Annotated in this window: 9 protein-coding genes; 7 read left to right on the plus strand and 2 right to left on the minus strand. The window is 69.4% G+C overall.

Annotated features, from left to right (window positions below):
- Nucleotides 1–115: 115 nt before the first annotated feature.
- Nucleotides 116–1,030, minus strand: coding sequence for a patatin-like phospholipase family protein (locus D9T14_RS05180; RefSeq protein ID WP_232012283.1), 915 nt, complete (start codon nt 1,028–1,030; stop codon nt 116–118).
- A 272-nt stretch (nt 1,031–1,302) separates the two neighbouring features.
- Here D9T14_RS05180 and glpA point away from each other — a divergent pair, with 272 nt between their 5' ends.
- Genes glpA through D9T14_RS05195 form a run of 3 tightly spaced genes read left to right on the plus strand, consistent with a single transcriptional unit; the run spans nt 1,303 to nt 5,617 of the window.
- On the plus strand, nt 1,303–2,961 hold the full coding sequence (glpA, locus tag D9T14_RS05185) for an anaerobic glycerol-3-phosphate dehydrogenase subunit GlpA (protein WP_119161220.1): 1,659 nt from the start codon (nt 1,303–1,305) through the stop codon (nt 2,959–2,961).
- Entirely contained in the window at nt 2,958–4,256 is a 1,299-nt protein-coding gene (gene glpB, locus D9T14_RS05190; protein WP_119161221.1) for a glycerol-3-phosphate dehydrogenase subunit GlpB, read from the plus strand. Before glpA ends, glpB begins: the two co-directional genes overlap by 4 nt.
- On the plus strand, nt 4,256–5,617 hold the full coding sequence (locus D9T14_RS05195) for an anaerobic glycerol-3-phosphate dehydrogenase subunit C (protein ID WP_119161222.1): 1,362 nt from the start codon (nt 4,256–4,258) through the stop codon (nt 5,615–5,617). Before glpB ends, D9T14_RS05195 begins: the two co-directional genes overlap by 1 nt.
- 14 nt (nt 5,618–5,631) lie before the next feature.
- Here D9T14_RS05195 and D9T14_RS05200 read toward each other — a convergent pair whose 3' ends face one another.
- A complete protein-coding gene (locus D9T14_RS05200; RefSeq protein WP_119161223.1) occupies nt 5,632–6,582 on the minus strand; it encodes a sugar-binding transcriptional regulator in 951 nt (316 codons plus the stop codon).
- A gap of 131 nt (nt 6,583–6,713) precedes the next feature.
- Here D9T14_RS05200 and D9T14_RS05205 point away from each other — a divergent pair, with 131 nt between their 5' ends.
- From D9T14_RS05205 to D9T14_RS13285, 4 genes are all read left to right on the plus strand, one after another.
- The gene (locus D9T14_RS05205) at nt 6,714–7,667 is read left to right on the plus strand and encodes an AEC family transporter (RefSeq protein WP_119161224.1); all 954 of its coding nucleotides are present in this window, start codon (nt 6,714–6,716) and stop codon (nt 7,665–7,667) included.
- Between the two features lie 59 nt (nt 7,668–7,726).
- Entirely contained in the window at nt 7,727–11,626 is a 3,900-nt protein-coding gene (hrpA, locus tag D9T14_RS05210; protein ID WP_119161225.1) for an ATP-dependent RNA helicase HrpA, read from the plus strand.
- A gap of 702 nt (nt 11,627–12,328) precedes the next feature.
- Complete coding sequence (locus tag D9T14_RS05215) at nt 12,329–12,739, plus strand: helix-turn-helix domain-containing protein (protein ID WP_182482048.1); 411 nt, start codon at nt 12,329–12,331, stop codon at nt 12,737–12,739.
- The gene (locus D9T14_RS13285) at nt 12,732–13,166 is read left to right on the plus strand and encodes a hypothetical protein (RefSeq protein WP_126464239.1); all 435 of its coding nucleotides are present in this window, start codon (nt 12,732–12,734) and stop codon (nt 13,164–13,166) included. The genes D9T14_RS05215 and D9T14_RS13285 overlap by 8 nt, the downstream gene beginning before the upstream one ends.
- The last annotated feature ends 15 nt before the right edge of the window (nt 13,167–13,181 follow it).

A 13,181-nucleotide genomic window follows, 5' to 3' on the forward strand; every position in this document is an offset into this window, starting at 1 on the left:
ACGTCCCGGCTCCCGTGCCACGGCTGTTCGAGGCGTCCGGCTGGATCCCCGGGCAGTCGGCTCCCGGGCTCGGGCTCTGGCCGGCCCGGGCCGGCTCCTGCCTGGCCCTGACGGCTCACAGCCCCAGGAACTCCTTGATCGCCGGCAACTCGCGGCGGGCCTGCGCCCGGCCGGCGGCATGGCTGGCGGCCAGGCGCGCCACGTCGCGTTCACCGTTGTCGACCGGCATGGTGTCGGGGACGAACAGGAAGGCCCGGCCGGCGGCCTCGAGTTCGAACAGCTCCTCCCGGACCGCGTTGTAACCCTCGTGGCGGTGCATGAGGGCATCGACCACTGCCGGGTACTTGCGGAAGAGGGCACGGTAGAGCGCCGCCTGCGTACGGCTGGGAGGCGGCTTGACGTAGCCGCGGTCACGGGTGAGGACCACCAGGAACCTGTCGAAGCCCGCAGCCTGGGCCCGGTCGAGCCCGATGCCGCCGTCAGGGCCGAGCGCGCCGTCGACGTAGTCCAGGCCCCCGATCGTGACGGTCGGCATGAGCCCTGGCATCGTCGAGGAGGCCCGTACCCGCACCATGAGGTCGTCCATGGTGGGCGTGTCGGCCTTGGTGAACCAGACCTGCTCGCCGGTGTCGCAGCGGAACGCGCCGAAGTTCGGCTGGGCCGGGTTCGCGCGGTAGGTCGCGAAGTCGAAGGGCAGCGCCTGCCCCGGCCCGCCGGTGCGTTGGTAGATGTACTCGGCGTTGAACCAGCCCTTGCCCTGCACGAGCGTGTCGAACCCGCCGAAGTGCGGGTCGGCCGCCAGGTCGACGAAACTCGCCCGGGCCCTGGCCGGGTCGCGCGACAGGTAGTTCGCCGTGTTGCTGGACCCTGCGGAGATGCCGGCGACCCAGTCGACGAAGACCTCGGCCCGGATCAGCTCGGCGACCAGCGCACTGGTGTAACTGACCCGCATGCCGCCGCCCTCGAAGATGAGCGCGGTATCGGTCACATTGCTGCTCGGCGCGCCGGAGGCGCCCTGGGGATCTGTCACCCGCCCATTGTCCCAGCCCCCATCGGATCGGCGCAGGGCATCTGATCAGCGGACACGGCTCCTGCGCCGGTCCGCCGCCGGGGACCGCCGCGTTCCGGGAACGCCTCTGCCCGCTTCCGCGCGCCGGTCCGCTGCGGGGCCCGGGCGGCGCGCATCGGTGCAATTACGGACCGGGATCGTGCACAAACGGGCGCCCGGGCGAGAGTGTGCGGGCCCGCCCCACTAACCTGTCGTGCGTACACCGTGCCAACCGGAGCTGCTTGGAGGTTCGTATGGCTGATCTGACCGTCGACGTCGTCGTCATCGGCGGCGGCGCGACCGGCGCGGGAGTCGCCCGCGACGTCGCGATGCGGGGCCTGAGCGTGGTTCTCGTCGACCGGGCCGACCTGGCCCAGGGCACCACCGCCCGCTACCACGGCCTGCTCCACTCCGGAGGGCGCTACGTGGTCTCCGACCCGGAGTCGGCGCGCGAGTGCGCCGAGGAGAACAGGATCGTCACCCGGATCCATGCGAACGCCGTCGAGCAGACCGGTGGCCTGTTCGTCGTCACCCCGGACGACTCCGAGGAGTACTCCGACGGTTTCCTCGCCGCCGCGGCCAGCGCCCACGTGCCGGCCGAGGAGATCACCGTCGCCCAGGCCCTCGCCCGCGAGCCCCGCCTCAACCCCGGCATCAAACGGGCCTTCGCCGTGCTCGACGGCACCGTCGACGGCTGGGCGATGGTCCGCGGCGCGGCCGAGTCGGCCCGCGAGTACGGTGCGCGCGTCCTGCCCTACCACGAGGTCACCGCAATCCATCGCGATGGTGACCGTGTCGCCGGCGTCACCGTCCGCGACGTCAAGGCCGGCGGCCACCGGCGGATCGCCTGCCGTTTCGTCATGAACGCAGCCGGCCCCTGGGCGGGTCGGGTCGCCGCCCTGGCGGGCTGTGAGGACGTCGACGTCGTGCCCGGCCGGGGCATCATGATCGCGATGAACCACCGCCTGGTGAACACGGTCATCAACCGCTGCATCAAGCCCGCCGACGGCGACATCCTCGTCCCCGTGCACACGGTGTCCATCATCGGCACGACCGACGTGAAGGCCACCGATCCCGACAAGCTGCCGATCCCGCGCGCCGAGGTGCAGCAGATGCTCGACGCCGGCGAGGCCCTCGTGCCGGGATTCCGCCGGGCCCGCGCCGTGCACGCCTGGGCTGGGGCCCGGCCGCTGGTCAAGGACACCCGCGTCTCGGCCTCCGACACGCGCCACATGAGCCGGGGCATGTCGGTGCTCGACCATGCGAGCCGTGACGGCCTGAAGGGCATGCTCACCATCACCGGCGGCAAGCTCACCACCTACCGCCTCATGGCCGAACGCATCGTCGACCTCATGTGCGAGCAGATGGGTGAGGCCAGGACCTGCCGGACCGCCGACGAGCCCGTCCCCGCGGCCAAGGACACACCGACCTACACAGTGACGCACCGCCTGGCGGACCGGGAGAAGGACCGCCGCGACGACCAGATCATCTGCGAGTGCGAGCTCATGAGCAGGTCGATGTTCCTCGACCTGCTCGCCGAGGACCCGGCGGCCACCCTCGACGACCTGCGGCGTCGGCTGCGTCTGGGCATGGGGCCCTGCCAGGGCGGTTTCTGCTCGACCCGCGCGGCCGGCCTCATGTGCGCGACGGGCGCGCGCAGCAGCGTGCAGGCCACCGCAGAGCTGCGCGGCTTCCTCAAGCACCGCTGGATCGGGCTGTGGCCGATCCTGGCCGGCGGCCAGCTGCGCCAGGCGGCCCTGGACGAGTGGATCGCCCGCGGCACCCTCGACATCGACCACGCCCCGGGCCAGGTCGACCCGGTCGAGCCGTACCCGGTGGGCACCGAGATCGACGAACGCGACCAGGCCCGTGCCGGGGCCGTGGTCGGTGACGAGCAGGAGGTTCCGGCATGAGGGATGTCATCGTCGTCGGTGCCGGTCTGGCCGGCCTGACCGCCGCGCTGCGGCTGCGCCGGGCCGGGCTGCACACCACGCTCGTGCACCTGGGGCGCGGTGGTCTGCAACTCGGGCAGGGCACGATCGACGTGCTCGGCTACCGCCCGAGCCTGGTCGCACACCCGCTCGCAGAGCTGGGTGAGTTCTGCGCGCTCGAGGAGCGTCGCGGCGGCCCCACCCACCCGTACAATCTGCTGGGCGTCGAACCCATCCGCGTCGGCGTGGGCTTCCTCCGCGAGCTCGTCGGCGAGACCCTGGTGGGCGGCATCGAGACGAACGTGCTGCTGCCGACGGCTCTCGGCGGCCTGCGCCCCACCACCTTGTACCCGGCCTCCATGGCCGCCGGCACGGTGAGCCTCGACCCGTCGGACCCCGGCGCCCTGCACGACGGCAGCCGGGTCGTGGTCGTCGGCATCGACCAGCTCAAGGACTTCTCCTGCGAACTCGTCGCCCAGAACCTGGCGACCATCGACCTGCCCGGCGGCGGCCGCCTGGTGACCCGCTCCGCCTCGGTCAGTTTCCCGGGCCGCGGCACCGAGGCCGACTCGAACGCCGTCAACATCGCCCGGGCCCTCGACCGTCCCGACCGGCGCCGGGACTTCGTGTCCGCCCTGAACAGGGTCGCCCGGCGCGGTGAGACCGTCGCCGTGCCGAACGTCTTGGGCCTGGCCGACGAGACCTTCAGGTCGATCGCCGACGGACTCGGCCGGCCCGTCTTCGAGATCCCGCTGCCCCCGCCCGGTGTCGCGGGCATGCGCCTGGCCGACAGGCTCACCGACCTGGCCAGGTCCTACCGCGTCGAGACGATCCTCGGTTCGCGCGTCACCGGCGCCGAGACCGGCCAGGGCAGGGTCCGCTCCCTGACCCTCGGCACGGCCGGGCACGAGACGCACCTCGAGGCCCGGTACGTCCTGCTCGCCCCCGGTGGTTTCGAGTCCGGCGCCATCGAGCTCGACTCGTACGGCACGCTGCACGAGCCGATCCTCGGGCTGCCACTGGCCGTGCCGGACGAGGAGCTCCTCAACGACGGCTGGGCCGGTGAGCAGCCGGTCTTCCGGGTCGGTGTCGCCACCGACCAGACGATGCGGGTCGTCGATCCGCTCAGCGGTGAGACGGTCCACGAGAACCTCTACGCGGCCGGTGGCTTCCTCGCCGGTGCACAGCGCTGGGACGAGAAGTCCGGCGAGGGGATCGCCCTGGCCAGCGCGGTGCGCGCCGCCGATTCGATCATCGAGCAGCTGAAGGAGTCCTGATGAGCACCACGGCAACCGAGCGAGGGCAGGGCGATGCCGGCCGGTCCGGCGAGTCCTTCTCGGTCTGGAACCATCTGAAGAAGGCCAGCCCGCGGCTCAACAACAACCCGAACAGCTACGAGGTCCAGCAGCTCAACCGGCTCTCCCTCGACCAGTGCGTCAAGTGCACGATCTGCGAGACCCAGTGCCCGGTCGCCCGGGTCACCGAGATGTTCGCCGGCCCGAAGTTCGTCGGCCCCCAGGCCGAGCGTTTCCGCAACGGCGAGTCCGTCGACCACACGCTCGACTACTGCTCCAGCTGCGGCATCTGCACGCTGAACTGCCCGCAGGGCGTCAAGATCGCCGAGATGAACTCCATGGCCCGCGCGGTCATGAAGCAGGGCCACATGCCGCTGCGCGATCGCCTCATCACCCAGACCAGCCTCGAGGGCCGGCTGCTGACGCCCGTCGCCCCGCTCGCCAACCGGGCGCTGCGGAACAGGCCGCTGCGCGTAGCCGTCGAGAAGATCATCGGCGTCCACCGGGACGCTCCGATGCCGGTCGCCCAGTCGCAGTCGATCCGCGGTTGGCTCCGGCACCGGGAGGGACCCATGGCCCGCCGCCCCGGTCAGCCGGATCGTGGACCGGTGATCTTCTTCACCGGCTGCGCGGGCACCTACTTCGAGGTCGAGACGAGCAAGAAGACCATCGAGGTGCTCGAACACCTCGGCTACACCGTCATCGTTCCCCGGCAGGGCTGCTGCGGCCTGGCCAGCCAGTCGAACGGGCTGTTCGACCAGGCCCGTTCGTCAGTCGTCAAGCTGGCCGGTGACCTGGCCAAGGGCGGCCGGGACATCCCCGTCGTCTCGAGCTCCGGCTCCTGCGCCGGCATGGTCAAGCACGAGGCACACGAGATCATGGGCGTCGACGACCCGACGGTCATGGACATCGGTGCGCGCATGCGCGAGACCAGCGAGTTCCTCCTCGATCTGCACGACGCCGGTGAACTGCCCACCGACTTCGACCGCATCGAGATGACGATCCCGTACCACGCCCCCTGCCAGCTCAAGGGGCAGGGCATGGGCATGCCCGCCGTCCGGCTGATGGAACTCGTGCCCGGCATCACCGTGGCGGAGTCGGGGGAGAACTGCTGCGGCATCGCCGGCACCTACGGGCTGAAGAAGGAGAAGTTCGAGGTCGCCCAGGCCATCGGCCGGCCCCTCTTCGAGAAGTTCAAGGACTCCGGCGCCGAGCTCGGCGCCTGCGACACGGAGACCTGCCGCTGGCAGATCCGCGCCGGCACCGGCATGGCCGTCGTCCACCCGATCCATGTGATCCACGCCGCCTACGGTCTGTCGGACATCCGCAGCCCCGAGGTCTGAGCCCGGCCGGCCCCTCAGCTCATCGCGAGGACCTGGCGAGCCGTCTGGTCGTCCACGACCAGGTCGGTCATCACCTGCGCCCGCAGGGCGGCCAGCAGCGGCCTGGCCTTCGCGCGTCCGGCGACGACACCGATCCGGCGGGGTATGTGGCGCAGCTGGGTGGGGGTCAGGCCGGAGGCCCGGGTGTTCATCTCGATGTCGGCCCAGGAACCGTTCTGGCGCAGCAGCACCGTGCAGACGTCGCCGACGACCCGGTCACGGGCCATCTGGGCGCGATCCTCCTCGTCGAAGTAGCCCGATTCGTAGACGTGGCTGGGCAGGCCGCCGACCAGCGAGCCGACGCCGAAGACCGCCAGTGAGCACTTCCGCTGGGTGTCCCGCACCCGCATGATCGATCGCTCGCGCCACATGGCGTCGCGCGTGCTCGCGTAGTCGAAGAAGGCCGGCACCGGGAAGAGCACCGAGTGCGCGTTGAAGGCGCTGGCGAAACGCGAGGCGATGTTCGACACGTAGTCGATCCCGGTCGTCGAGTCGTTGGCGGCGCCGTTGAGCTGGACCAGGGTGCAGCCCCGCAGCGGCTTGGCCAGCAGGTGGGCGGCGACGGCGTCGATCGTCGTGCCCCAGGCGATGCCGAGGATCGTGTTGTCCTCCATCGCCTCGCCGATGGCGTTGGCCGCAACCTTGGCGACCCGGTCGAGCCGGGCGATGTCGGAGACCGACTCGCGCACCGAGACCACCTGGGCCTGCACCCCGAAGTGCTCCGCGAACTCCCGTTCGACGTCGGAGGAGGCATCCTGGGGATGGGTGAGGCTGATGCGGACGATACCGGTGTCACGAGCCTGCTTGAGGCTGCGCGAGACGGTCGAACGCGAGACACCGAGCTGGCGGGCGATGGCGTCCATCGACTCGCCCTGCACGTAGTAGAGCACGGCGGCCCGGTACATCTCGTCGTCACGATCCGACACCCTCGCTCGTCCTTCCACCAGGCACCAGCTTCCAGTAAGATTTTATGTTCAACGAGCGATCGGATTCATCCTGCCGTGCCGTCCTCCGGCCTGCACTGTGAGAAGGATCCTCGGCGGCGTAGGCTCGGCCCGTGCGTGACGTGCTCAGCGGGTTCGCCACGATCTGGATGGTGATCGGCGTCGGCGTCCTCGTGGCCCACCTGAGGCTCTTCGACCAGAAGGCCCAGCGGCTGCTCAGCCGCTTCGCCTTCTTCGTCGGGCTGCCGCCGCTCATGTTCATGATGATGTCCAGGGCCGACCTGGGCCGCGTGTTCGGCCGCCATGTCATCGTCTCGGTCCTGGCGATCCTCGTCTCGGCCGGCGCCTACCTCGGCGCGAGCCTGCTGCGGACCCGGCTGAGCAGCGGTGAACGCCCCGGTCTCGGCCACCTGACCATCGGCACCTTCTGCGCCGCCTACGTGAACGCCAACAACATGGGCGTGCCCATCGCCGCCTATGTCATGAAGGACACCAGCTGGGTGGCTCCGGTGCTCATGACCCAGATGATCATCCTGCAGCCGCTGGGGCTGAGCCTGCTCGACGTCGACAGCGCCCGGCGCACCGGCCGGCGCACCTCGGTGCTGCACAACGTCTCGATGCCCTTCCGCAACCCGCTGACGATCGCGGTCCTGCTCGGACTGGCCGCCAATCTGCTCGGCTGGAGGCCCCCGGTGCTCCTCGCCGACACCCTCGATCTGCTGGGCGGTGTCGCCGTGCCGTCCATGCTCATCAGCTTCGGCATCTCGCTGCGTCTCGGCCCGCTGCCCGGGCGCGAGAACAGGGGCGAGACCCTGTTCATCTGCCTGCTCAAACTCGTCGGCCAGCCGGTGGCCGCCTGGGTGCTGGCCCGCGCCTTCGGTCTCGACCTCGCCACGACCCTCGCGGTGGTGGTCATGGCCGGCCTGCCGACCGCCCAGAACGTCTTCGTGTTCAGCACCCGCTACGACACCGACGTGTCCTTGGCCAGGGACGTCATCTTCATCACGACGGTCTGCTCGATCCCGGCGATCACCTGCTATGCCTCCGGCATCCACGCCCTCGGCTGACGGCGGCGCCGGGGCAGGACCTGTGCGGGCCTCCGGGGCACACCTATGCTTGACCCGACATGCCTGACACGTTCGAGACCCCGGCCTCCGGTGAACCGTTCATCGAGGTCGACCCCAGCCTGCCGATCAGTGCGCACGTCGACGAGATCACCCAGCTCGTGCGGGACAACCAGGTCGTCGTCGTGGCCGGCGAGACCGGTTCGGGGAAGACCACCCAGCTGCCGAAGATCGCCCTGGCGCTGGGGCGCCGCCGCATCGGCCACACCCAGCCGCGCCGCATCGCGGCCCGTAGCGTCGCCGAACGGATGGCCGACGAGCTGGGCGTGCCGCTCGGCGAACTCGTCGGCTACCAGGTGCGCTTCACCAGGGCGGCGACGAAGCAGACCCGCGTCAAGGTCATGACCGACGGCATCATGCTCGCCGAGATCAACCACGACCGGCAGCTGCGCCGCTACGACACGATCATCATCGACGAGGCCCACGAGCGCAGCCTCAACATCGACTTCCTGCTCGGCTACCTCAAGCAGCTGCTGCCCGCCCGGCCCGAGCTGAAGGTCATCATCACCTCGGCGACGATCGACACCGTCCGCTTCGCCGAGCACTTCGCCGCCCCCGACGGCACTCCCGCGCCGGTCGTCGAGGTCTCCGGGCGCACCTGGCCGGTCGAGGTCCGCTACCGGCCCCCGGCCCAGGAGGATCCCGACATGCCCGGCGCCATCGTGTCGGCCGTGCGCGAGCTGGGGCCGAGCGGCGACGTCCTCGTCTTCCTGTCCGGCGAACGCGAGATCGCCGACGCCGCCGCGGCACTCGACGACGCCGGCCTTGGCGCCGGCACCGAGGTGCTCCCGCTGTTCTCGCGCCTGTCGGCCGCCGAGCAGCGCCGCATCTTCGCCCCGCACCGCACCCGGCGCATCGTCCTGGCCACCAATGTCGCCGAGACCTCACTGACCGTGCCGGGCATCCGCTACGTCATCGACACCGGCCTGGCCCGCATCTCCCGGTACTCGGCCCGCACCAAGGTGCAGCGTCTGCCCGTCGAGCCCGTCAGCCGGGCCAGCGCCGACCAGCGGGCCGGGCGGTGCGGGCGGCTCGGACCCGGCGTCTGCATCCGCCTCTACTCCGAGGAGGACTATCTGACGCGCCCCGAGTTCACCGAGCCGGAGATCCTGCGCACCAACCTGGCCTCGGTCATCCTCAAGATGGCCAGCGCCGAGCTGGGCGACATCAACGACTTCCCGTTCGTCGAGCCCCCCGATCACGCGCAGGTCGCCGACGGCCTGCGCCTGCTCGGCGAACTCGGTGCCCTCAAGGGCTCCGACCGCCGCACCCCGCGTCTGACCAGCACCGGCCACCGGCTCGCCGAGATGCCCGTCGACCCGCGCCTGGGGCGCATGCTCATCGAGGCATCCCGCCGGGGCTGCCTGCGCGAGGTCGAGGTGATCGCCGCCGCCCTGGCCATGCAGGACGTGCGCGAGCGGCCGGCCGAGAAACGTCAGCAGGCCGACCGGCTGCACCGCCGTTTCCTCACCGACGAGATCCTGACCGAGCCCTCCGGCGCGTCCGCCCCGGAACCCGACGGCCGGCCGGCCCGCTACACCCCGCAGACCGGCCGCAAGGGCGAGTTCGACGAGCCGGTCACGGTCGGCCCCGGCGGCGACGTCATGGCCATCTGGCGCCTGTGGTGCTATCTGAGGACCCAGCGCAGGCGCCTGTCGGGGAACCAGTTCCGGCGCCTGTGCCGGGCCGAGTTCATCAACCATCTGCGGGTGCGCGAATGGCAGGACCTGCGCAGCCAGCTGTCCGGCATCGGCGCCGACCTGCACCTGAGACGCAACGACCGTCCCGGGAGCACCGAGGCCGTCCTGCAGTCGGTCCTGTCGGGCCTGCTCTCGCACATCGGCCTGCTCGAGGTCGAGACCGGGGCAGGGGGCGCGCGCCACCGCGGCCGGCGCAGGGGCCGCGGTCCCCGCGAGTACCTCGGGGCCCGGGGCACCCGGTTCGCCATCAGCCCCGGCTCGGCGCTGGCGAAGCAGAACCCGCCGCTGGTCATGGCCGTCGAGCTCGTCGAGACGAGCCGCCTGTGGGCGCACACCTGCGCCCGGATCGAACCCGAGTGGGTCGAATCGGTCGCCGGACCGCTCGTCAAGTACGGCTACTCCGAGCCGCACTGGTCGAGCAGTTCGGCAGCTGTCCTGGCCAGCCAGCGGGCCACCCTGTACGGTGTGCCGCTCGTGTCCGGCCGCCTCGTCGACTACGGGCGCGTCAATCCCGCCGAGGCGCGCGAGATCTTCATCCGTACCGGCCTCGTCGAGAACGGCTGGCAGCCGGCCCGCGGCCGGGTCCGGCACGACTTCATCGAGCACAACCAGCGGATGCGCGACGAGGTCGCCGAACTGGAGGAACGCACCCGGCGCCGCGACCTGCTCGTCGACGACCAGACGATCTTCGACTTCTACGACGCCCGTATCCCCGCCACCGTCCACTCGGGCGCCACCTTCGACAGCTGGTGGTCCCGAGAACCCGACCAGCACCTGCTCGACCTGTCCATGGACGATCTGGTGCGCAAGGACGCGGACGGTGTCGACGCCGGCGCCTTCCCCGACAGCTGGCGCGTCGGCGAGCTGCGCCTGCCCGTCAGCTACGTCTTCGATCCCGGCTCGGGAGCCGACGGCGTGACCGTGCGGGTGAGGCTCGCCGAACTCAACCAGCTGCGCCCGGAGCCCTTCAGTTGGCAGGTTCCGGGCCTGCGCACCGAGCTCGCCACGGAACTGATCCGGGCCCTGCCCAAGACGGTGCGCACCAGCTTCGTCCCGGCCCCCGACCACGCCCGTGCCGCACTGCGCTGGCTCAAGGCCAACGGGGCCGACCACGAGCGCTTCCTCCACGACGAGCTCGGCCGGGCCCTGCACGCCCTGACCGGCGTCGTCGTCGAACCCGGCCAGTGGGATCCCGGCGCCGTCCCCGAACACCTGCGCGTGCGCTTCCAGGTCGTCGAGAAGGACCGGGTGGCCCGGCAGGACAAGGATCTCGCCGCATTGCAGCAGGACCTGGCCGAACGCGTCTCGGACACCCTCACCAGGGTCTCGCGCGACACCGCCCGGACCGGGGCCACGGGCTGGGAGTTCGGGACGATCGAGCCGACCAGGACGATCCGCCGCGGGGGCCTGCAGGCCGTCGGACACCCGGCCCTGCGCGACGACGGCGACTCCGTCGCCCTCTTCCTGGCCGACACGGCGCAGGCCGCCGCGAGCTCGCACGAGCGCGGCATCAGGCGACTGCTCGTGCTGGTCAACCCCGACCCGACGCGCTGGGTGGTCTCCCATCTCGGCCGGCAGGAGCGGCTCTGGCTCGGCAACAACCCCTACGAGAGCGTGCCCGAGCTGCTCGCCGATGCCCGGCTCAAGGCCGTCGACCGGGCCGCCCGCGCCCACGCCGATCCGGCCCAGGTGCGGGACGAGGCGCAGTTCACCGCGCTGGCGGCCCAGGTGCGCGCCGAGCAGGCCGACGTCATGCGAGACGTCGTCGCCACGGCCGCTGCCGCGATCGGCTGGGCCCGCCAGATCCGCGCCGATCTGCCCGGCTCGCCCGCCGCCACCGCCGAGGACGTGACGGCCCAGCTGGAGAACCTGGTGTTCCCCGGCTTCATCTCGTTCACCACCGACCCCTGGTACCAGCACCTGCCCCGCTATCTGCAGGCCGCCTCGATGCGCCTGGACTCGGCCCGTGCCGACCCGGCCAGGGACGAGGACCTGATGGCCGGGTTCGACGAACTCGCCGCCGAGTACGACGAGCTGTGCGAGGCCCAGCCGCCGGGGCCGCTGAGCCGGCGAATCGACGACATCGGCTTCCTGCTCGAGGAGTACCGGGTGCAGCTGTTCGCCCAGCGCCTCGGCACGAGCCAGACGGTCTCGCCCAAGCGCATCCGCCGGGCCATCGCCCGGGCCGCCGACCAGGGATGATCGAGCCGGAGACGGGCACCGACGGGTCAGCCGCTGCACTTGGCGAAGAAGCAGGCTTTCTTCCCAGTGTTGGGGCGCCGACGAACAGCATGACGCGGACGATCCTTCTGCGTAGTAAGGTGAGCCTTGGTGGCGGGATTGTTTACGCTGTTGGCGTTTCCCGACCCCCTGACGCCTGCTGGCCCATCGGTCAGATGCTGAGCCAGCAGGCTGCGGCTACCTCGCTGACTAGCTGGACGAGTTGATGAAGCCGGAAGCTGAAGCAGACGTGGAACTGCTGGATCGGACTTGTGCGGAGAACCCGAGAGTGTTTAGATATGGCTAAAGCATCGAACAGGGATGGTCCCCGAGCGAGGCTTGCTCAGGGGGCCGAGTTGACCGTCTGGGCGATCGAGGTGGCAGGGACAAATGAAGTCGTAAAGTTGCTCGAATCCTTGGGTTTGCGCGAGAGGGCAAAGTTTGAGAAAAGATTCAACTCGCTTGCTCGGCTGGGAAAATTGCGGACACCTGATCAGTATCGAGTGCTTAACAGTTCCGATCGTCCCAAGGTTGTCGAGATAAAAATTGACAATGGTCCCGGCTATCGGATCTATGGGATCAGGGCTGGTAGTCACATTTATTTGACGCACGGATCGAAGAAACCAAAGGACCGGCAGGTGGTCAAAGAAATAAGGAAGGCGAGGACATTGTTCAATGACTGGTGTGACTGATTACTACTGGGGTCATGGTGATCCCGAGTACGATGCGGTGTACGCAGAGGAGTCTGTTGTTGGCGATGTTGGTGAGCTGATTGCATTGGCAATGGAGCGGAAGGGCGTATCACGGGCTGAACTTGCCGAGCGGTGCGGGGTCACACCGGGTGCTATCACGCAACGTCTTGACGGCCGCTCGAACATGACGATCCGCAAACTCGCGGCGACCCTCTATCAACTCGGCTATGACGTGCGGATGGAGCTCGTTGATCGTGACACCCATGAGCGGCTCACGCTGGATGCGCCCCACGGCGCACGATCTCAGCCCGAGCCCGTGCAACGTCTCAACCCCAAGGCCTTTGGTGTCCCAGTGCTCTCATCGAAGAAGCAGGTGATTCATCGAGGTGTTAGCATTGCCTGATAACTTCGCCTTTGATTCTTCTCTGGATCTCATGTTGTGTTCTTATGCTCAGGACACTGGCGGCGAGGTAACAATTGTTGGCGGTGGCCTGAGCGTCTACCCCGGTCCTGGTAGATGGTATCTTGCCGGAGTTTATGTCGGGTCGCTGGCTGATGTGGTCAACGAACCCGCCGAGCTTGCTATTGTGACATGGGATGACAAAGTACTGTTAGAAGCCAAACTGGCATTCAACGGTGACGCTCAAGGTGATGGGCTGGTGACTGTACCAATAGCTCTGCCCCTGCCCCCATTCCCCGAAGGGCGAGTTGAAAATGATCATTATTTTGTTTCGTGTACGCTCGGCGGGCAGTTCAGGCGCATACCGTTCCGAGTACAGAACGCCACGTCTGAGGTGGTTGATGAAGAGCTCCTTGACGACATTGGGTGAGTTGGACGATTGAAG

The organism is Propionibacterium australiense (genome assembly GCF_003666605.1).
Classification (GTDB): Bacteria; Actinomycetota; Actinomycetes; order Propionibacteriales; family Propionibacteriaceae; genus Propionibacterium; species Propionibacterium australiense.